The sequence below is a fragment of the Cellulomonas fimi genome (assembly GCF_028527925.1).
GTDB lineage: Bacteria > Actinomycetota > Actinomycetes > Actinomycetales > Cellulomonadaceae > Cellulomonas > Cellulomonas fimi_C.
In genome coordinates this window covers 16,703-37,547 of the sequence record NZ_JAPESW010000010.1, presented here as the reverse complement: position 1 = coordinate 37,547, position 20,845 = coordinate 16,703, and the positions used below count along the sequence as shown (strand labels likewise).

The window sequence follows — 20,845 nt, the reverse complement described above, 5'->3', positions numbered from 1 at the left end:
CGCTCCGGGGCCGCACGCCCCCGCCCCGGAGACCCCCTGGACGAGAGGAGTGCCGGTGGACGACGGCACCTGGGCGCAGTTCACGTCGCTCTTCAGCGAGTTCGACGTGGTCGGCGCCTTCTGGGTGAACATCCAGCTGACCTTCTTCGCGGGTGTGCTCGCCCTGGTGCTCGGCACCGCGCTCGCGGTCATGCGGATCTCCCCGGTCCCCAGCCTGCGGTGGGCCGGCTCGACCTACGTGACGCTCCTGCGGAACACGCCGCTCACGATCATCATCGTGTTCTGCGTGCTCGGGCTCTGGGGGCAGCTCGGCATCCAGCTCTCGCAGGACTTCCAGACCAACTTCTTCCGCCTCGCGGTGCTCGGGCTCGCGGTCTACCACGCGGCGTTCGTCTGCGAGGCGCTGCGCTCCGGGGTCAACACCGTGCCGGTCGGGCAGGCGGAGGCCGCACGCGCGATCGGGCTCGGCTTCGGTGCCGCCGCGCGGCTCGTGATCCTCCCGCAGGCGTTCCGGGGGGCCGTCGCACCGCTCGGCAACGTCCTCATCGCGCTCACCAAGAACTCCACGGTCGCCGCAGCCGGCTCCGTGGCCGAGGCGTCCGGCCTCATGAAGACGATGATCGAGTTCCGGCCCGACGTCATCCTGCTGATCTTCTTCACGTTCGCGCTCGGCTTCGTCATCATCGTCGTACCCCTCGGGCTCGCGACGACCTCCCTCTCGCGCCGATGGGCGGTGGCACGGTGAACGAGACCGTCCTGTTCGACGCGGCGGGGCCGCGCACCCGACGGCGCATGGTGTGGATCAACGTCGCCGCGACGCTCGTCGTCATCGCGATCGGGGTGTGGGCTCTCGCGCGGCTCGGTGCCAACGGGCAGCTCGAGCCGAGCCTGTGGACCGTCTTCCTCACGCCGGACCCGTGGGTGGACTACCTGCTGCCGGGCCTGGTGGGGACGCTGCGCGCGGCCGGCATCGCCATCGTGACGTCCGCGGTGTTCGGGCTCGTGTTCGGCCTCGGACGCCTGTCCGCGGCAGCCTGGGTCCGCGCGGTGTGCGGCACGGTGGTGGAGTTCTTCCGCGCCGTACCGGTCCTGCTCATGATGATCTTCTTCTGGCTCGGGCTCGCGCAGCTGCGGTTCTTCGAGCCGAGCGACCTCCCCCTCGTCGCGGTCGTCCTCGCGCTCACGCTGTACAACGGGTCGGTGTTCGCCGAGCTCGTGCGCTCCGGCGTGCACAGCCTCCCGCGCGGCCAGCGCGAGGCCGCACTCGCCGTCGGGCTCGGGCGCGGCCAGTCGCTGCGACTCGTAGAAGTGCCGCAGGCGCTCATCGCGATGCTCCCGGCCATCGCGAGCCAGCTCGTCGTCATCCTCAAGGACACCGCGCTCGGCTACATCATCACGTACCCCGAGCTGCTCGACGCGGCCCGGCGGCTCGGCTCGAGCCAGGGCAACATCCTGCAGTCGCTCGTCGTCGCCGCCCTGATCTTCATCGTCATCAACTACGCGCTCACCCGGCTCGCCGGGCTGCTCGCGGGGCGCGTCGGACGGCGCACCGCGGGGCGCGCGCGCGCCGAGGCACCGAGCCTCGTCGTCTCGACGGGCCGCTGACGGCGAAGCGCAGCGACGGACGCCGACGGTCGACGCCGCCCTGCGCTGCCGGATCCTCTCGGCGGCGACGGGACGAGCCTCGTCACGCGCGCCACACGAGCATCGCGCGGCACGCGCATCGCGCCGTGTACGCACCGCACCGCGTGCGCACGGGACGCGTGCGCACCGCGCCGCGTGAGAACGGTGCCGCGTGAGAACCGTGCCGCGTGAGAACCGTGCCGCACGCGAGCCGCCTCGTCGCGGCGCGCGCCAGACGTTCCCGGCGCTGCTCAGCCGGCGGTCGCGCTCGCGCGCGTCTCGCGCACGACCGTCACCTTGATCTCGCCCGGGTAGGCCAGGTCGCGCTCGATGTGGCGCGCGATCCGGACGGCCAGCTGCGGCAGGTCGGCGTCGACGACCGCCGACGGCTCCACGACGACCCGCACCTCGTGCCCGGCCGACATGACGAGCGCGCGGCGGACACCGTCGTGCTCGCTCACGAGCTGCTCGAGCTTGTCCATGCGCTCGACGTACTGGTCGAGCTCCTCGCGCCGCGCCCCGGGCCGCGCGGCGGAGATCGCGTCGGCGACCTGCACGAGCACCGCCTCGACTGTCTGGGCCGGCACCTCGTCGTGGTGCGCCGCGATCGCGTTCACGACCTCGTCGGACTCCCCCAGCCGCCGCGCGAGGTCCGCGCCCACGGTCGCGTGCGTCCCGGGTACCTCGGCCGTGAGCGCCTTGCCGACGTCGTGCAGGAACGCCCCGCGGCGCGCGACCTCGACGTCGGTGCCCGTCTCCGCGGCGAGCTGCGCCGCGAGCAGCGCGCTCTCAACCAGGTGCTCGAGGACGTTCTGGCCGTAGGACGTCCGCAGCCGCAGGCGCCCGAGGGTCCGGACGAGGTCCGGGTGCAGACCGGCGACGCCGGCACGCTCCGCCGCGTCGTGTCCCGCGGCGTCGGTGCGCTCGTCGGCCGACGCGAGCGCGTCCGCGTACGCGGCCTCGATCCGCTGCGGGTGGATGCGCCCGTCGGCCATGAGCGCCTCGAGCGCGACCTGGGCGACCTCCCGGCGCTCGGGGTCGAAGCACGAGAGCACGACTGCGCCCGGCTGCTCGTCGACCAGCACGTTGACGCCGGTGAGCGCCTCGAAGGCGCGGATGTTGCGCCCCTCCTTGCCGATGATGCGGCCCTTCATGTCGTCCGACGGCAGCGCCAGCGACGTCGTCGAGGCCTGCGCGCTGGTCGCGACCGCGGTCCGCTGGACCGCGGTGGTCACGATCCGGCGGGCGCGCGCCTCCGCCGTCCGGCGCGCCTGGGCCTCGGTGCGCCGCACCTGGGCGGCCGCGTCGTTCGCGGCCCGGTCCACGAGCCGACGGCGCAGCTCCTCGAGCGCGTCCTCGCGCGTCAGTCCGCTGGTCGACTCGAGCTCGGCGAGCGCGTCGCGTTCCGCCTCCACGACGCGCCGTCCGGCGATCGCGTCCGCCTCGGCCAGCCGGGCCTGCGCCTCGCGCTCGGCCGCGGCGAGGCGACGGTCCGCCTCCCGCTGGGCGTCGTCGAGCCGGCGCGCCGCCTCCTGCCGGGCGTCGGCGGCCTCCTCCGCCCGGGCACGCGCCTTGCGGTCGAGCTCCTCGACCTGCGCACGGTCCGAGGCGAGCGCACGCTCGCGCTCCGCGAGCCGCCGCTCGCGGCGGTCGGCGTCGGCGAGGAGCGCACGGGCCTCATCCTTGATGCTCGCCACGTCCTGCTCGGCGCGAGCGCGCTGAGCGGCGGCCTCCCGCCGGGCCACGAGCACGAGGATGAGGGCGACCAGGCACGCGCCGAGCAGCCCGATCACCGTGGCGATGGGACCTGGCTCCACGTGTCCTCCCGTCGTGCGGGGCCCGCGGCGCGCGCTCCCGACCTCTGGCGACATTCTCACCCACCGCGCGCCGCACGTGCTGCACGTTCGCCGCCGACACGTCCGGCGCGAGCGATCTGGTACCCCGCCGCGCGGCGTCACCGGTGTTCTCCGAGCGCGAACAGCGCCGCCGAAGGACTGGCACTCGCGCACCGAGAGTGCTAACACAGGAGATGTAGCCGAACCCGGCGGCAGGTCGCCGGGAAGCACCCGGGTCGCGGGAGGTCCGCGACCCGACGACGAGGAGGTGAGGGGCGTGGCTACCCGTTTCGACCCGTTCCAGGAGATGGACCGGATGCTCGGCCAGATGTTCGCCGCGGACCGCGCGTCGGCGACCATGCCGATGGACCTGTACCGCTCGGGCGACCACTACGTGCTGCACGTCGACCTGCCGGGAGTCGACCCGGGGACGATCGACGTCAACGTCGAGGACCGCACGCTGACCATCCGCGCGCAGCGGTCGGCGCGCACCGAGCAGGACGTGCAGTGGCTCGCCAAGGAGCGGCCCGTCGGCACGTACGCCCGCCAGCTCACGGTGGGCCGCGGCCTGGCGCTCGACTCCATCAGCGCGACCTACACCGACGGCGTCCTCACGCTGACGATCCCCGTCGCGGAGGAGGCGAAGCCGCGCCGCATCGAGGTGCAGCACGGTGCGTCCACCGCGCAGATCGGCACGAGCAGCGAGGCCCACACCTCCGCGTGACGTCGCGGCGCGATCCACGGGCCCCCTCCGGCAGCCCGTGGGACCACGAAGGCCCCCGCGACCACATCGGGTCGCGGGGGCCTTCGCTCGTGCGGGGGTCGTCCGCGCGCAGATCAGTCCAAGTCGGGCTCTGCCAGCCCTGAGGGGTCCACGCCCTCGGTCGCGAGCTCCTCCCGGACGAGGCGCGACACGAGCCCCGGCGAGTAGCCCTTGCGGCCGAGCGCCGCGAACGTCCGACGCGTGCGGGTCGCGGCGTCGAGCCCGACGGTCGAGGCCAGCCGGCGGCGCACCAGGCGTCGGGCGGCTTCTTCCTCGTCGTCCGCGTCGACCTGCTCGAGCGCGCGCTCCGCGTCCTCGTCCGCGACCCCCTTGCGCCGCAGCTCGACCGCGAGCGCCCGACGTGACAGCCCACGCTCGGCGTGCCGCGTCCGGACGAGGGTCTCCGCGTAGGCGACGTCGTCGACGAGACCCACCTCGGTGAAACGATCGAGGACGCGCTCGGCGACCTCCTCGGGCACGTCACGTCGCGCCATGCCCTCCGCGAGCTGCGCTCGGCTGCGCGGCGCGCCGGTCAGCATGCGGAGCGCGATGGCACGAGCGACCGACTCGGGATCGGGCTCCGCGTCCTGTGCGGCGGACCCCGTCGGGGGCGGCTCGCTGCCGCGCCCCCGACGGTGACCCGTGCTCGTGCGGGACAAGCCGCGCCTCAGAAGTCGACCGGCGCCGGCGCGTCCGCGGGCGCGTCGACCCGGGCCCCGACGCCGAGCTTCTCCTTGATCTTCTTGTCGATCTCGTCCGCGAGGTCGGGGTTGTCCTTGAGGAACTTGCGGGCGTTCTCCTTGCCCTGGCCGAGCTGGTCGCCCTCGTACGTGTACCAGGCACCGGACTTGCGGACGAAGCCGTGCTCGACGCCGAGGTCGATGAGGCTGCCCTCGCGGGAGATGCCGACGCCGTACAGGATGTCGAACTCGGCCTGCTTGAACGGCGGCGCCATCTTGTTCTTGACGACCTTCACGCGGGTCCGGTTGCCGACGGCGTCGGTGCCCTCCTTGAGGGTCTCGATGCGGCGGATGTCCATGCGGACGGACGCGTAGAACTTGAGCGCCTTGCCACCGGTCGTCGTCTCGGGCGAGCCGAAGAAGACGCCGATCTTCTCGCGCAGCTGGTTGATGAAGATCGCCGTCGTGCCCGACGCGTTGAGCGCACCGGTGATCTTGCGCAGCGCCTGCGACATGAGGCGGGCCTGGAGGCCGACGTGGCTGTCGCCCATCTCCCCCTCGATCTCGGCCTTGGGCACGAGCGCCGCGACCGAGTCGATGACGATGATGTCGATCGCGCCCGAGCGGATCAGCATGTCCATGATCTCGAGCGCCTGCTCACCGGTGTCCGGCTGCGAGACGAGCAGCGCGTCGGTGTCCACGCCGAGCTTCTTGGCGTACTCGGGGTCGAGCGCGTGCTCGGCGTCGATGAACGCCGCGATGCCGCCGGCCTTCTGCGCGTTCGCCACGGCGTGCAGCGCGACGGTCGTCTTGCCGGAGGACTCCGGCCCGTAGACCTCGATGATGCGGCCGCGCGGCAGGCCGCCGATGCCGAGCGCCACGTCGAGCGCGATCGAGCCGGTCGGGATGACCTCGACCGGCGGGCGCCCCTCGTCGCCGAGGCGCATGACCGAGCCCTTGCCGAACTGGCGGTCGATCTGGCTGAGAGCGGCCTCGAGGGCCTTCTCGCGGTCCTGGGGTGCGGGCATGTTCCACCTCGTCGTTCGAGCAGCGTCCGGCTGCGCCTGCGGGGGCTGGTCTTCGTCGTGGGTGACGCTATGCCCGACCACCGACATGCGGCCGCGTCCCCCGTCAGCCCGTGGACCGGCGCTGCCGGACGGGGGCTGTGGACGGCTCGGCCGTGTCACCCGCGGTCGACACTACCCGAACACGTGTTCGACGGAAGCCGACACGCCGCGCGTGTCGCCGGGTCGTCCCGACGGGCTCCCACGACGCCGCGTCGTCCCGGCAGGGTCAGGCCTGCGCGGCGTGCCCGACGACCTCGACCTGCTCCCCCGGCGCCAGGACGTGCACGCGGCAGCGCGGCGCGTACCGCACCGCGGCGTGCGCGAACGCCGGCCCTGCGCGGTCCATCCACCCCGGCGGCAGGCGGCGCGAGACCGGCGCGTGCAGCGTGCCCCAGTGCACCGGCACGGCCGCCCGGGCGCCGACGACCGCGCACGCACGCGCGGCCTGCGACGGGTCCATGTGGCCGCCGGACAAGCGCGGACCCCATCCGCCCACGGGCACGAGCGCGAGGTCGACGGGGCCGCCGAGCAGCGCCGGGAGGTCGGCCATCGCGGCGAAGGGTGCGGTGTCGCCCGCGAACCACACGCGGCCCGAGGGCGCGTCGACGAGGAAGCCGTGCGCGGTGTTCGGGCGGTGCGGCATGGGCCGGTCGGCGTGCACGGCCGGCGCGAGCTGGATCCGCACGTCCGAGCCCGGGACGGACCACCACACGTGGTCGGGCAGCCCGAGCGCGCCGTCGACGCCGTGCGCGCGCAACCAGCGCGCGTTTGCCGGGGCCGACAGCACGGGCGCGCCGGGCAGCAGGCGCAGCGACCCGAGCTCGGCGTGGTCGTGGTGCAGGTGCGAGACGAGGACGGCGGCGGCACCCTCCCAGTGCGCGGCGTCGGGCGCCTCCCCGCGGCGCCGCAGCAGGCCCGCGTTGCCCCGCAGCAGCGGGTCGGTGAGGATCCGCACCCCGTCGACGTCGAGCGCGACCGTGGCGTGACCGAGCCAGCGCAGCCGCAGCGTGCCGGGTGCCGTCACGGGCGCAGCCCCGCCGCGGTCGCCCACCGCACGAGCTGCGCGTGCACGGCCTCGGCGCCGACGAGCATCGGCCGTGCGCCGACGTCCTCGCGCAGGTCGTCGTCGACGGGCCAGTCCGTCGGGTGCAGCAGCAGGGCGCGGTTCTGGTCGCCTCCGATGCCACCGTGCGACCCCACCTGCCCCTCGAACGCGTGCACGTGCCCGCGGTCGGACACGGTGGACACGAGCAGGAGGTCGCCCGAGTGCGCGAGCCGCGCCGCGCGCACGAGGTCCGCCCGTCCGCGCGGCCCGTAGGGCGCGAGCGGGTCCTCGCCCTCGGGCTCCGCGTCGTCCTGCTCCAGCAGCACGAGCCCGCGCGCGCCGATCGCGACGAGACCCCGGTCACGGGTGTCGACGACGACGACGCCGACGGTCGGGACCGCGGCCAGCCCGACGACGAGCCCCGGCCACCGCTCCTGCAGGTCCTCCAGCGCGAGCCGGTGCTGCGTGCGCGGGAACCAGACGAGCCCCAGGTTGCCGGACCCCACGACCACGACCTCGGGCACGTCGCCCGTGGCGGTCCCCTCCCGCGCCGCGCGCAGGTCCCGCGCGTCGGGGCCGACGACGGTCGACGTCCGACCGCCGCCGAACGCCGACGTCAGCAGCGCGTTGAGCGGACCCCAGTCCTCGCCCGTGCCGCTCTGCACGCCGGGCGCCGCGGGTGCGGCCATGAGCGCCCGGACCGTGTCGAGCAGGCTGCGGCCCTCGACGTCCTCGAACGTCGCCCCCAGCGCCTGCCCGTGGTCGGAGAGCACGACGATCCGGTAGCTCCGCGGCGCGACGGCGCACACGGCCTCGAGCGTGCGCAGGACCCGGTCGAGCCCTTCGAGCGAGCGCATCGACTCCGGCCGGGTGGGGCCGGCGTGGTGCGCGATCTCGTCGTAGTCGACGAGGTCGACGTAGACCGTCGGGTCGCCCCGCATGAGCGCCTCCGCGACGAGCGACGTCGACAGGTCGCGCATGAGGACGTTGGTCACACCGCGCAGCACGACGTACCAGCCGCCACGGGAGATGCGGGGGCGCACGTCGCGCACGCGCTGGCGTCGGGCCTGGTAGAGCTCCTTGACCATCTCCCCGAGCGACAGGCTGACGGCGCGCGCGAGGACGAACGGGCTCGCGAAGAACCGCAGGAACGAGGGCCCGGGACCCAGCCCGGCACGCTCGCCGTCGGGTCCGCGGCTGCGCGTGCGGCTCATCACCACGTACGACGACGCGGCGTCGCCGGAGAACATGGTCGACACCGCGGTGCCGCCGCCCGCGAGCAGGCCCTTGCCCGTCGTGAGGCGCGTCTCGACGAGCGCGGCGTCGACGGGGTGGTTCGTCACGACCAGCCGTCCCAGCCCGCGGTCCCACCAGCGGAACGCCGGGATCTGCGTGGAGTCGCCGTGCAGCAGGCCGGCCTGGCTCGCCGGGGTCGTCGACGGCACGCGCGCCCACCACTGCTCGAGCCGGTGCGTGCCGTCGGTGAGCCAGCGCTGCATCGTCGGCGCGAGCCCGGCCTCGATCGCCTGCTGGAGCACGGGCTCGGCGACGCCGTCGAGCTGGACGACGAGGAGCCCGGCCTGCCGGGCACCGTCGGGAGCCGCACCGGAGCGACGGGCGTGGCGGCGCGCGCGGCGCAGGACGTCGGCGATCACGTAGTCGCTGTCGTTCGCGCCCCAGACCCAGCGCGCGGCGGCCATGACGACCGCGGTGACGACGAGGACGGCGGCGGTCGCCCACGCCGAGTCGAGCTCGATGCCGGGCGCGTACGCGAGCGCGACCCACGCCACGGCCACCTGCACGACGAGCCCGGCGACGAGCGCACCCATCGCGCCGGCCACGGCCGCGAACCAGCGCAGCGGCGCGCGCAGGAGGAGGTCCCCGACCGCGACCGCGAGCGCGACGACCACGACGCCCAGCGGCGACGCGGCGGTGACGCCGTCGACGAGCGCGATCGCGACGCCGAGACCGAGGGCCGTGGTCGCGAGCCCGAGCAGGACGTCGCCCACGTCGGCGAGCGTCGGCACCCACCGGCGGGGCGGGCGGTCGGGGCGCTCGTCGGCGGGCATCGGGCGGTCAGCGCCTCGGCGGGGCGGCGCGGTGCGGGTCGCTGCCCCAGCGGGCCGCGTCGGGGACGCCGAGCGCGTCGCACAGGGCGTGCCAGACGGTCCGGGGCTCCTCGCCGTCGTCGAGCGCCTGCTGCGCGGTCCGGTGGTCGAGCTCGCCGATGACGAGCTCGCGCACGAGCGCGCGACCCTGGGCGCTGCCCAGGACGTCGTCGACCAGATCCCAGAACTCGCGGTACCTCACGGCCCACAGCCTGCCACCCCGCGCGCGCTCCGCCCACACCGTCGGAGGGACGCGCGGGGCGCGGGTGTGGGCGCCGCCTGGCACGATGACGCGGTGGTGCTCTCCCGGTTCTCCGACGCGACGCAGGCGTGGTTCTCCGGCGCGTTCGAGCACCCCACCGCCGCTCAGACCGGGGCGTGGACGGCGGTGTCGGGCGGCGAGCACGCGCTCGTCGTCGCGCCGACGGGCTCCGGCAAGACGCTCGCCGCGTTCCTGTGGGCGCTCGACGGCCTGCTGACGCAGGAGCCGCCCGAGGACCCGGCCGCGCGCTGCCGCGTCGTCTACGTGTCGCCGCTCAAGGCGCTCGCGACGGACGTCGAGCGCAACCTGCAGTCCCCGCTCGTCGGCATCCGGCAGGCGGCGGCGCGGCTCGGTCGGACGCTGCCCGACGTGTCGGTGGGCATCCGGACGGGCGACACCCCGCCCGCCGAGCGCAGGGCGTTCGCGACCAAGCCGCCCGACATCCTCATCACGACGCCCGAGTCGCTCTACCTCGTCCTGACCTCGGCGGCCCGGTCGGGCCTGGCGGGCGTCCGCACGGTCATCGTCGACGAGATCCACGCCGTCGCGGGCACGAAGCGGGGCGCGCACCTGGCGCTGTCGCTCGAGCGGCTCGACGCGCTCCTGGACCGTCCCGACGGCCCGGGACCGGTCCAGCGGATCGGGCTGTCGGCCACCGTGCGGCCGGTCGAGACCGTCGCCGAGTTCCTCGGCGGTGCGCGGCCCGCGGCCCAGGGTGGGCGCACGGTGACCGTCGTGCAGCCGCCGTCGACCAAGCAGATCGAGGTCGACGTCGTCGTCCCGGTGCCCGACCTTACGGAGCTGGGGACGGCGGCGGGCGCCGGCACGCCGCTGCCCGACCTCGACCTCACGGGCGAGGCCGACCGCCCGCTCGCGCGCCCGTCGATCTGGCCGCACGTCGAGGAGCGCGTCGTCGACCTCGTCGCGGACCACCGCTCGACGCTCGTGTTCACCAACTCGCGGCGCGGCGCGGAACGGCTGACGGCCCGGATCAACGAGGTGTGGGCCACCCGGCAGGGCGAGGACGTGCCGGACCCGGGCACGCTGCGGCCTGCGGCCGTCCCCGCGCAGTCCGGGACCGCGGTCGGCGTCGACACGCGCACCGCGGAGACGATCCTCGCGCGCGCGCACCACGGCTCGATGAGCCGCGCGGAGCGCACCCGCACCGAGTCCGAGCTCAAGGCCGGCCGCCTGCCCGCGGTCGTCGCGACGAGCTCGCTCGAGCTCGGCATCGACATGGGCGCGGTCGACCTCGTCGTCCAGGTCGGGGCTCCCCCGTCGGTGGCGAGCGGGCTGCAGCGCGTCGGGCGCGCGGGCCACCAGGTCGGCGCGGTGTCGCGCGGCGTCGTGTTCCCCACGTTCCGGGGTGAGCTCGTCCCGGCCGCGGTCACCGCCGAGCGGATGCGCGGCGGCACGCTCGAGCCGCTGTCCGTGCCGCGCAACCCGCTCGACGTGCTCGCGCAGCAGGTCGTCGCGATGGTCGCGACCGAGGACTGGTCCGTCGACGACCTCGCCGCCGTCGTCCGCCGTGCCGCGCCCTTCTCGACGCTGGGCGACGCGACGCTGCGGGCCGTCCTCGACATGCTCGCGGGCCGCTACCCGAGCGAGGAGTTCGCCGAGCTGCGGCCGCGGCTCGTGTGGGACCGCGTGACCGACACGCTCACGGCCCGGCCCGGCTCGCTCCGGCTCGCCGTGACGAGCGGCGGCACGATCCCCGACCGCGGGCTGTTCGGGGTGTTCCTCGCGAGCGGTGCGACGACGAGCGACGTCCCGGTCGACGCCGAGCGCACGGGCGGACGCGTCCGCGGCGGCCGGCGCGTCGGCGAGCTCGACGAGGAGATGGTCTACGAGTCGCGCGTCGGCGACACGTTCACGCTCGGGTCGAGCACGTGGCGCATCGACGACATCACGCCCGACCGCGTGCTCGTGACGCCCGCACCGGGCGTCCCCGGGCGGCTGCCGTTCTGGAAGGGCGACTCGCAGGGCCGGCCCGCGGAGCTCGGCCGCGCGATGGGCGCGTGGGTGCGCGAGCTCGGCACCCTGCCCGAGCCCGCCGCACGCGCGCGCGTCGAGGCGGCCGGGCTCGACCCGTGGGCCGCCGACAACCTGCTGACGTACCTGAGCGAGCAGCGCGCGGCGACGGGCGACCTGCCCACCGACACCGTGCTCGTCGTCGAGCGGTTCCGTGACGAGATCGGCGACTGGCGCGTCGTCCTGCACTCCCCGTACGGCGCACGCGTGCACGCGCCCTGGGCGATCGTCGTGGGGGCGCGGCTGCGCGAGCGGTACGGCGTCGACGCCGCCGCGATGCACGCCGACGACGGCATCGTCCTGCGGTTGCCCGACGTGATCGGCGACGACGCGTGGGCGGACGGCGGCGACGCGGACGCCGGCCCGGCCGTCGGCCTCGACGACCTGCTGGTCGACCCCGCCGAGGTCCTCGACACCGTCCGCTCCGAGCTCGGCTCGTCGGCGATGTTCGGCGCGCGGTTCCGGGAGGCGGCGAGCCGCGCGCTGCTGCTCCCGCGTCGCCGCCCTGACCGCCGCCAGCCGCTGTGGCAGCAGCGCCAGCGGTCCGCCCAGCTGCTGTCCGTCGCGGCGCAGTACCCGGACTTCCCGATCCTGCTCGAGGCGGTGCGCGAGTGCCTCCAGGACGACTTCGACACCGAGGCGCTCACGACGCTCATGCGCGACGTCGCCAACGGGCGCGTGCGCGTGGTCGAGGTGACGACGCAGCAGCCGTCGCCGTTCGCGCAGGCGCTCCTGTTCGGCTACACCGCGCAGTTCCTGTACGAGGGCGACGCGCCCCTCGCGGAGCGGCGTGCGGCGGCGCTCACGCTCGATCCCACGCTCCTCGCGGAGCTCCTCGGGCAGGGCGGCGAGTCGCAGCTCGCCGACCTGCTGGACCCCGCGGCGGTCGTCCGGACCGAGGCGGAGCTCGCCGGCACCGCGCCCGACCGCCAGGTGTCGTCGCTCGAGGGTCTGGCCGACGTGCTGCGCCGGCACGGTCCGCTGACGGTCGACGAGGCGGCGCAGCGCGTCGTCGAGGACCACCGGGGCGACGTGCCCGCGTGGCTCGACGACCTGGCCCGCGCCCGGCGGGCGATCCGGGTCCGGCTCGGCGGGCTGCCGTCCGAGCGCGCGGAGCAGTGGGCGGCGGTCGAGGACGCCGGGCGGCTGCGCGACGCGCTCGGTGTCGCGCTGCCCGTCGGCGTGCCCGAGGTGTTCACCGAGCTCGTCCCCGACCCGGTGGGTGACCTGCTGCGCCGGCACGCGCGCACGCGGGGACCGTTCACGGCGGCCTCGGCGGCGGCGCGGTTCGGGTTCGGCGTGGCGGTCGTGTCGGACGTGCTGCAACGCATGGAGAGCACGGGCGTGCTCGTGCACGGGCGCCTGCGACCCGACGAGCTCGGCGGGACGGGCGACGAGTTCTGCGACGCGCAGGTGCTGCGGACGCTCCGGCGCCGGTCGCTGGCCGCGCTGCGCGCCCAGGTCGAGCCCGTCGACCCGCAGGCGCTCGGCGTCTTCCTGCCGCGCTGGCAGGGCGTGCAGCCCGTGCGGCTGCCGGGACGCACCGCGGGGACGGCGTCGCTGCGCGGCGTCGACGGGGTCGCGCGTGTCGTCGAGCAGCTCGCTGGTGCGGTGCTGCCGGCGTCGGCGTGGGAGACGCACGTCCTGCCCGCACGCGTCCCCGACTACGCCCCCGGGATGCTCGACGAGCTGACCGCCGCGGGCGAGGTGCTGTGGGCCGGGCACGGCGCGCTCGCCGGGCACGACGGGCTCGTCTCGCTGCACCCGACGTCCGTCGCCGACCTGACGCTGCCGCCCGCGCGCGAGCGCGACGCCGACGACCCGACCTCGACGGTGCTGCACGACGGCGTGCTCGAGGCCCTCGCGGGCGGCGGTGCCTGGTTCCTGCACCAGCTCGTCGAGCGCGTGCGCGTCACGTCGCCCGAGGAGACGCCGCCGTCGTCGACCGACGTCGCGACCGCGCTGTGGGACCTCGTGTGGGCCGGGCTCGTCACCAACGACAGCATCGCGCCGCTGCGCGCGTGGCTCGGCACCGGCACGACGGCGCACCGCACCCGCGCCCCGTCGCCGCGCGGTCGTGCGCTGCGTCCGCGGCTCGGCCTGCGGGCGGGTCTGCGCGCGTACGCCGCGGACGGCGGGCCGGCCGGCGCCGCGGGAGGCGCGGGGACGTCCGGCGGGGTCGGCACGGCCTCGGCCGCGGCTGCGGGCGGCCGCTGGTCGCTCGTGCCCGGGCGCGAGCCGGACCCCACGCTGCGTGCGCACGCGGCCGCCGCCCAGCTGCTCGACCGGCACGGCGTGCTGACGCGCGCCGTCGCGCCGTCGGAGGGGCTCGGCGCGCGCTTCGCGGACGTGTACCGCGTGCTCACGGCGCTCGAGAACGGCGGCCAGGTGCGCCGCGGGTACTTCGTCGAGCGGCTCGGCGGCTCGCAGTTCGCGCTCCCGGGCGCCGTGGACCGCCTCCGGGTCGACGCGCAGGTGGTCGAGCGGGCCGCCGAGCGCGCCGCCGACGCGACGGAGGACCCGCACGGCACGCCCCTGCGCGCCGAGGGCGAGGGACCGGTCGTCGTCGTGCTGGCCGCCACCGACCCGGCCAACCCCTACGGCGCCGCGCTCGCGTGGCCGAGCGGCGACGTCGACCGCGACGCGCCGGGCCCGGCGGACCCGACGCGGCCGACCCCCGCGTCCACGCCCGGGCGGCACCGGCCGGGACGCAAGGCGGGGGCGCTCGTCGTCCTCGTCGACGGTGCGCTCGTCCTGTACCTCGAGCGGGGCGGCCGCACCGCCCTGTCGTTCAGCGCCGACGGCGCCGTCCTCGAGGCCGCGGCGCACGGGCTCGCCGAGACGGTTCGGAACCGCCACACGGGCCGGCTCACGGTCACGCGGCTCGACGGTGCGGAGGTGCTGGCCGACGGCGCGCTGCACGGGCCGGTGGGTCAGGCGCTCGTCGCGGCCGGCTTCACCCCGACCCCACGCGGCCTGCGTCTGCGGGGACAGTCGTGACGGCCCCGCGGGCTGCGTCTGCGGGGACAGTCGTGACGGCCGCGCGGGCTGCGTCTGCGGGGACAGTCGTGACGGGCGCACGGACGGGGCTGCCCGACCGGGGCGCCTGGACCTCGCGGTCGCGGTGCCGACGGGCGACCCATGCCCGAGGGTGACGTCCTGCGGCGCACGGCCGCGCGCCTGGACGCGGCGCTCGTCGGTTCGCCGCTCGTGCGTGCGGAGCTCCGCTGGCCGACGGCTGCCGGGGTGCACCTCGTCGGCCGGACCGTCCTCGGCACGACGCCGTACGGCAAGCACCTGCTCACCCGGTTCGACGACGGCCGTACGCTGCACACGCACCTGCGCATGGACGGGACGTGGCGGGTCGCGGCGACGGGCACGCCGCAGGCGCAGGCCCGCGCGCCGCAGATCCGTGCGGTGCTCGCGACCGACCGGTGGACGGCTCTCGGGCGGTTGCTGGGGATGCTCGACGTCGTCGCGACGCGCGACGAGCACACGCTCGTCGGCCACCTCGGCCCGGACGTGCTGGACGACGACTTCGACGTGGCCGAGGCGCTGCGACGGTGGGCCGCGCGCGGACGGACGCCGGTCGCGGAGGTGCTGCTCGACCAGACGGTCGTGGCCGGCATCGGCACGATCTTCATGGCGGAGTCGCTCTTCGCGGAGCGGACGTGGCCGTGGACGCCGGCGGACGAGGTCGGTGACCCGGCGCGGGTCCTCGCCACGGCGCGCCGCCTCATGCAGCGCTCGGTCGCGACGGGCCGCCCCGAGGAGCGCGTGCACGGGCGGATGCAGCGACCGTGCGTGCGGTGCGGCACCCCGATCGCGCGCGGCACGGCGCAGCGGCCGCCGATGGAGCGGCCGGTCTTCTACTGCCCGCGGTGCCAGGCCCCCCGCCCGACGGCGTGAGGGCGGGTTTTCACCCGGGTGTGACCACACTCCGGACGCACGCGTCACCCGCGCGGCGCAACGCGGCTCGTCCTCGAGCCGGCCTCGGGTGCGGAGCGGCAGACATGGCACGGTCCGCGGACCAGGGTCCACGGACCGTGAGCCTGGCGACGCCCGGACGGGCGAGGGCTCACCCGATGGGGGCGAGCTCCGCTCGACCGCGCTGCCAGCCGTTGTCGGCGCTGCCGCCGACGGACGCCGCGAGGTCGGCCGGGACGGTGTCGGGGATCAGCAGACCCTCCGCCACCGCGACACGGTCGCTGACCTCGCGCAGCACGAGGGACATCGGGACGTCCAGCGCCTCGCAGATGCTGTTCAGCAGCTCCGACGACGCCTCCTTCTGCCCTCGCTCGACCTCGCTGAGGTAGCCCAGCGAGACACGGGCCGCGGACGACACCTCACGCAGGGTGCGCCCCTGGCGCTGACGAGCGTCCCGCAGGACGTCGCCGATCTCTCGACGTAGCACAACCATCCGGGCTCCCCCTCTCGCGTCGCGTGCCGGCCCATCGCTCGGCGCCGGTACCCGCGGGGGGACCGTCACCACCGCCCCCGGCTTCGTCTGTGCCGGGAGACTCCCACCGTACCGCGCACCTCCCGCGCGCGCGGGCGTGCGTCGGGCCGGGGGTCGAGTGCTCATCACGTGGTGTGCAACGGTCCGAGGGCCTCGGGTGTTCCCGGGCCGGACGCGTGTCGGGCGAGCTCGTCGAGCGCGAGTCGGACGACGGTGTCGACCGCGGCGGCCCGGACCGCGGGCCTGTCGCCGTCGAGGTGGACCGAGCGCACGGTGACGCCCGCCGGCGTCGCGACGGCGACGTGCACCGTGCCCGGCGCCTTGCCGTCCTGCGGGGTCGGTCCGGCGACGCCCGTCGTGGCGAGGCCGACGTCCGCGCCGAGCCGCGCACGGACCCCGGTCGCCATGGCCGCCGCGACGTCCGGGTCGACCGCACCGCGCTCGGCGAGCAGCGTCGCGTCGACGCCCAGCAGCGCACCCTTGAGGTCCGTCGCGTAGGCGACCACGCCGCCCCGCAGGACCGCCGAGGCCCCCGGCACCTCGACGAGCGTCGCGCACACGAGACCGCCCGTGAGCGACTCGGCGACCGCGAGCGTCCACCCCCGCGCGCCGACGGCGTCGAGCAGCGCCGCCGCCCGCGACCCGGCGGGCGTGGCGGCAGGGGGCGTCGCGTCGTCCGAGGGCACGCCGTCGCCGCCCTGCGCGTCACGAGGCTCCGGGTCCGTCACCCGCGCCGCCTACACGCCCGCCGCGGGCGGCACCGCGGCAGCGCGCCGGATGCGCACGGCGGTGCGCACGTAGTCGAGCCCGGTCGCGACGGTCACGAGCACCGCGGCGCCCATCGTGATCGCGGCGACCACCTCGACCGCCGTCGGGAGCTGGTCGAGCGGCAGGAGGTAGAGGCCGATCGCCACCGACTGCAGGACCGTCTTGAGCTTGCCGCCGCGCGACGCCGGCAGGACGACGTACCGCAGGAGGAAGAAGCGCATCGCCGTGATGCCGAGCTCGCGGACCAGGATCACGACCGTGACCCACCACGGCAGGTCGCCGAGCCACGACAGCAGGACGAGCGCGGTGCCGACGAGCAGCTTGTCGGCGATCGGGTCGAGCAGCTTGCCGAGGTCGGTGATCTTCCCCGAGCGGCGCGCGAGCCAGCCGTCGAGCCGGTCGGTGAGGGCGGCGACGACGAAGATGCCCGTCGCGAGCAGGCGGCCCGTCACGGTGTGGCCGCCGTCGGCGAGGAGCGCCCAGGCGAAGAAGGGGACGAGCACGATGCGGGCCACCGTGAGCACGTTCGCCAGGTTCCAGGCGGAGGGGACGGCGTCGACCACCCGCCCAGCCTAGTTCGGACTGCGACGCGCACCGCGCACGACCGTCCGGGTGACGCGTGTCCTCCGGACGGGGCCCCGCCGCTACTGTCCGCGCTGTGACCCGCCACGCCCGCGCCGGACGACGCCGGTCGCCCGCGGTGGGCGCGCTGGTCGCGCTCGCGTGCGTGCTGGTCGGCGTGGGGGGTGCGGCGGCGGTCGCGTCCTCGCGCTCCGCGGGCGGGATCGTCGCGGGTGCGCGGCACGAGCTGCCGCCGAGCGTGACGGCGACACCCGCGGGCGCGTCGCCCGGTGACGTCGTGACGCCCGTACCGCCGCCCGTCCCGACGCCGACCGCAGAGCCCGACGTCGCGCTCACCCTCGTCGCCGCCGGCGACGTCCTCCCCCATCTCCCGGTGCTCGCGTCCGCGCGGACCGCCGACGGGTACGACTTCGCGCCCCTGCTGGCCGAGCTCGACCGGTGGGTCCAGCCCGCCGATCTCGCGCTGTGCCACCTCGAGGTCCCGGTGGCGCCGGCCGGGACGCGCCCCAGCGGCTACCCGACGTTCGGCTCCCCCGCGTCGGTCGCGCAGGCGCTGCGCGGGCAGGGCTGGGACGGCTGCTCGACCGCGTCCAACCACGCCGTCGACCGCGGCTTCACCGGGGTGACCGCCACGCTCGACGCGCTCGACGCGGCGGGGCTCGGCCACGTCGGCACCGCCCGCACGGCGGCCGAGCAGGCGCAGCCGCAGCTCTACCGGCTCGAGCGGGCCGGGCGCACGGTCACCGTCGCGAACCTCGCCGCGACCTACGGCACGAACGGCATGCCGGTCGACGCGGACAAGCCCTGGTCGGTCGACCGGATCGACGTGCCCGCGCTCGTCGCCGCCGCGACCGCGGCGCGCGCCGCCGGGGCCGACGTCGTCGTCGCGAGCGTCCACTGCTGCGTCGAGTACCGGACCGAGCCGACCGCCGAGCAGGTCGCGATCGACCAGGAGCTCGCCGACTCGGGCGTCGTCGACCTCGTCATCGGGCACCACGCGCACGTGCCGCAGCCGGTCGAGCGCCTCGCGGGCGGTCCGCGCGGGGCGGGCATGTGGGTCGCCTACGGCCTCGGCAACTACCTGTCGAACCAGGACGAGGCGTGCTGCGCGCCCGGGACGAGCTCGGGCCTGCTGCTCACCGCGCACCTGCGGGCGACCGGAGCGGACCCCGCGCGCGGCGTCGCCGCCGGGCCCGTCGAGGTCACGGGCGTCGAGTGGACCCCCGTCACGGTCGACCGCAGGGGCGGGCACCGGGTCCACGCGCTCGTCGACGTCCCGCAGGGCACCGGGACGCTGTCCCCCGCGCAGGTCGCCGAGCGCACCGCGCGCGTGCGGGCGGCCGCAGGTCCGCAGGCGCCCGAGCGGACGACGCCGGTCACCTCGACCGGACCCGCCGCGGTCGTGGTGCCGCGCACCGGCGGCTGACCACTCAGGTCCGTGTCGCCTCGGCGGGCTGCGCACCGCCGAAGAGCCACCCCTGCCCGTACCGCCACCCGTTGCGGTGCAGGTAGCGCGCCTGCTCCTCGTGCTCGATGCCCTCGGCGATCGTCACCATCGCGAGCTCCCGGGCGAGCGCGCCGAGCGCGCGCGCGACCTTGCCCGCGGTCGGGTCGTCCGGGATGCCCGACGTGAAGGACATGTCGAGCTTGACGCCGGCGACGGGCAGGTCGCGCAGGTAGGACAGCGGGGAGACACCGGTGCCGAAGTCGTCGAGCAGGATCGGCACGCCTGCGGCGGACAGCTGCGTGAGCTCGTGCCGGATGCGCGTGCTCGACGCGACGAGCGAGGACTCGGTGAGCTCGACGACGATCCGCCCGGGTGTGACGCGGCGGCGCGAGATCTCGCCGAGCAGCGTCGTCGCGAACTCGCCGTCGCCGAGCTGGTCGGCCGACACGTTGACGGACACCCACCGCGTCCGGTCGCGCGTGCGGGCGACGAAGTCGACCACGGAGGTCGCGACGTACTGCGCGAGCGGCACCGAGAGCCCGGCCTCCTGCACGAGCGACAGGAACGACCCCGGCAGCAGCAGGCCGCGGTGCGGGTGCTGCCAGCGCACGAGCGCCTCGTACCCGACGACGCGCATGTCGGCGAGGTCGACGATCGGCTGGTAGTGCACGACGAGCTCGCGCCCGGCGATGGCGTCGGCGAGCTCGCGGTGCACGCCGGTCGTCGAGGTCGCGCTCATCGACGCGTCGTACACCTCGGTCCGTCCGCGCCCGGCGGCCTTGGCGCGGTAGAGCGCGGCGTCGGCGGCGGCGAGCAGCGCGGGCGCACCGCCCTCGACGGTCTCGGGGTCGGCGAGCGCGATGCCGATGCTCGCGGCGACCTGCACGCGGCGCCGGGCGACGCGCGCGGGCTCGACGAGCCCCGCGTGGATCGCGGCGGCGATCTCGAACACCGCCTTCGGACCGTCGGTGTCCTGCACGACGACGACGAACTCGTCGCCGCCCAGCCGGGCGACGGTCCCCCGCCGGGCGGTCGCGGCTCGCAGGACGCCCGCGACGTGCACGAGCAGCTCGTCGCCGGCCGCGTGCCCGTACCGGTCGTTGACCTGCTTGAAGCCGTCGAGGTCGCACGCGATGACGGCGACACGGTCGACGACGCCGGGCTGCTCCAGCACGGACTGGAGCACCTCCTGCATGAGCGTGCGGTTCGCGAGCCCGGTGAGCGGGTCGTGCATCGCCCGGTGCGTGAGCATCTCCGCCTGGAGCCGCGACTCGGTCGAGTCGCGCACCTGCACGACGAAGTGGTCGGGCATCCCGCTCGCGGACCGCACGAGCGCCGCGTCGAGCACGACCCAGACGGCGTGCCCGTCGGCGCGCACGTACTTCTGCTCGAGCGAGAAGCGGGGCGCACCGCCCGCGAGCAGCTTGTCGACCTCGACGCGCTCCGCCGCGCGGCCCTCGGGCTCACCGAGCTCCGACATGGGGTAGCCGCGCAGCGCGTCGACACGCGTCCCCAGCAGCTCGGCGAGCGCCGAGTTGGCCTCGACGACGCACCAGTCGAGGTCGACGAGCGCCATGCCGATGGGCGCGTTCTCCATCGCGACGCGGAACTGCGTCTCGCTGCGCGACAGCGCGGCCTCGACCTCGCGCCGACCGGTGACGTCGACGAGCGTCGTGAGGACCGCGGGGTGCTCGCCGTCGCCCGCGGGCACGAGCCGGCTCGCGACCTGGACCATCCGCACGTGCGTGCCCGCGCTGTCGGGCAGTGCGACGCCGACCAGCTCCGGGCCGCTCTCGGCGCCTCCGAGCGCGCCCACGCCCCGGTGCCCGAGGACCGCGGCCGGGTTCATCGAGAGCCCCTGCTCGTTGACGAGGACGAGCGGCAGGTCGGTCACGGGCCGCCCGAGCGCGGCGGCGGGGTCGACGCCGAGGATCGCCGCCGCCCGCTCGGAGATGTCGAGCACGTGCCCGGAGAGCGACTGGACGAGCACGCCCTCCCGGGTGACCGACTGCAGCGCGTCGTAGCGCTGGCGCAGCTCGCGCGAGAGCTCGAGCAGCTGGTTCGCGGTGCGGACCTGCCGACGCTGGCGCGCGAGCAGGACGAGGACGGCGATCAGCGCGACGATCGCGACGACGGCGATGACCGTGGAGACCAGGCTCCGCGGGTCGGTCACCG

The 20,845-nt window shown here is 75.8% G+C and carries 16 protein-coding genes; 6 read left to right on the top strand and 10 right to left on the bottom strand.

The annotated features are described in order from the left end of the window. The first annotated feature begins 55 nt into the window (after nt 1-55). Together OMK64_RS06920 and OMK64_RS06915 are read left to right on the top strand one after the other, a co-directional pair. Complete coding sequence (locus OMK64_RS06920; protein ID WP_272727347.1) at nt 56-745, top strand: amino acid ABC transporter permease; 690 nt, start codon at nt 56-58, stop codon at nt 743-745. After that, nucleotides 742-1,605, top strand: a complete 864-nt coding sequence (locus tag OMK64_RS06915; protein WP_272727346.1) for an amino acid ABC transporter permease — start codon at nt 742-744, stop codon at nt 1,603-1,605. The genes OMK64_RS06920 and OMK64_RS06915 overlap by 4 nt, the downstream gene beginning before the upstream one ends. Before the next feature lie 269 nt (nt 1,606-1,874). Here OMK64_RS06915 and rny read toward each other — a convergent pair whose 3' ends face one another. Continuing rightward, the gene (rny, locus tag OMK64_RS06910; RefSeq protein WP_272727345.1) at nt 1,875-3,440 is read right to left on the bottom strand and encodes a ribonuclease Y; all 1,566 of its coding nucleotides are present in this window, start codon (nt 3,438-3,440) and stop codon (nt 1,875-1,877) included. A gap of 295 nt (nt 3,441-3,735) precedes the next feature. Between rny and OMK64_RS06905 the strand changes: the two genes are divergently transcribed. After that, on the top strand, nt 3,736-4,182 hold the full coding sequence (locus tag OMK64_RS06905; RefSeq protein ID WP_272727344.1) for an Hsp20/alpha crystallin family protein: 447 nt from the start codon (nt 3,736-3,738) through the stop codon (nt 4,180-4,182). Between the two features lie 113 nt (nt 4,183-4,295). Here OMK64_RS06905 and OMK64_RS06900 read toward each other — a convergent pair whose 3' ends face one another. The 5 genes from OMK64_RS06900 to OMK64_RS06880 all read right to left on the bottom strand — a co-directional run bounded on the left by OMK64_RS06900 (nt 4,296) and on the right by OMK64_RS06880 (nt 9,323). After that, nucleotides 4,296-4,880, bottom strand: coding sequence for a regulatory protein RecX (locus OMK64_RS06900; protein ID WP_374694066.1), 585 nt, complete (start codon nt 4,878-4,880; stop codon nt 4,296-4,298). Nucleotides 4,881-4,888: 8 nt separating this feature from the next. Then, nucleotides 4,889-5,929, bottom strand: a complete 1,041-nt coding sequence (gene recA / locus OMK64_RS06895; RefSeq protein ID WP_272727342.1) for a recombinase RecA — start codon at nt 5,927-5,929, stop codon at nt 4,889-4,891. Nucleotides 5,930-6,194: 265 nt separating this feature from the next. Next, complete coding sequence (locus tag OMK64_RS06890; RefSeq protein WP_272727341.1) at nt 6,195-6,992, bottom strand: MBL fold metallo-hydrolase; 798 nt, start codon at nt 6,990-6,992, stop codon at nt 6,195-6,197. Then, nucleotides 6,989-9,082: an alkaline phosphatase family protein gene (locus OMK64_RS06885; protein WP_272727340.1), complete on the bottom strand. Its 2,094-nt coding sequence runs from the start codon at nt 9,080-9,082 to the stop codon at nt 6,989-6,991. Before OMK64_RS06885 ends, OMK64_RS06890 begins: the two co-directional genes overlap by 4 nt. A gap of 7 nt (nt 9,083-9,089) precedes the next feature. Further along, nucleotides 9,090-9,323 carry a DUF3046 domain-containing protein gene (locus OMK64_RS06880; protein WP_272727339.1) on the bottom strand — a complete coding sequence of 78 codons (234 nt, stop codon included), beginning with the start codon at nt 9,321-9,323 and terminating at the stop codon, nt 9,090-9,092. Between the two features lie 93 nt (nt 9,324-9,416). Between OMK64_RS06880 and OMK64_RS06875 the strand changes: the two genes are divergently transcribed. Both OMK64_RS06875 and OMK64_RS06870 read left to right on the top strand, forming a co-directional pair. After that, a complete protein-coding gene (locus OMK64_RS06875; protein WP_272727338.1) occupies nt 9,417-14,414 on the top strand; it encodes an ATP-dependent helicase in 4,998 nt (1,665 codons plus the stop codon). Between the two features lie 141 nt (nt 14,415-14,555). Further along, nucleotides 14,556-15,323, top strand: a complete 768-nt coding sequence (locus OMK64_RS06870) for an Fpg/Nei family DNA glycosylase (RefSeq protein ID WP_272727337.1) — start codon at nt 14,556-14,558, stop codon at nt 15,321-15,323. 169 nt (nt 15,324-15,492) lie between these two features. Here OMK64_RS06870 and OMK64_RS06865 read toward each other — a convergent pair whose 3' ends face one another. The 3 genes from OMK64_RS06865 to pgsA form a co-directional block, all read right to left on the bottom strand. Beyond that, entirely contained in the window at nt 15,493-15,834 is a 342-nt protein-coding gene (locus OMK64_RS06865) for a helix-turn-helix domain-containing protein (protein WP_124344347.1), read from the bottom strand. A gap of 164 nt (nt 15,835-15,998) precedes the next feature. Continuing rightward, nucleotides 15,999-16,559: a CinA family protein gene (locus OMK64_RS06860; protein ID WP_374694069.1), complete on the bottom strand. Its 561-nt coding sequence runs from the start codon at nt 16,557-16,559 to the stop codon at nt 15,999-16,001. A gap of 51 nt (nt 16,560-16,610) precedes the next feature. Further along, nucleotides 16,611-17,204 carry a CDP-diacylglycerol--glycerol-3-phosphate 3-phosphatidyltransferase gene (gene pgsA / locus OMK64_RS06855; protein ID WP_272727336.1) on the bottom strand — a complete coding sequence of 198 codons (594 nt, stop codon included), beginning with the start codon at nt 17,202-17,204 and terminating at the stop codon, nt 16,611-16,613. Nucleotides 17,205-17,299: 95 nt separating this feature from the next. Here pgsA and OMK64_RS06850 point away from each other — a divergent pair, with 95 nt between their 5' ends. Next, entirely contained in the window at nt 17,300-18,649 is a 1,350-nt protein-coding gene (locus tag OMK64_RS06850) for a CapA family protein (RefSeq protein ID WP_272727335.1), read from the top strand. A 4-nt stretch (nt 18,650-18,653) separates the two neighbouring features. Here the strand turns inward: OMK64_RS06850 and OMK64_RS06845 are convergent, their stop codons facing one another. Continuing rightward, complete coding sequence (locus OMK64_RS06845; protein WP_272727334.1) at nt 18,654-20,843, bottom strand: EAL domain-containing protein; 2,190 nt, start codon at nt 20,841-20,843, stop codon at nt 18,654-18,656. Nucleotides 20,844-20,845: the final 2 nt, after the last annotated feature.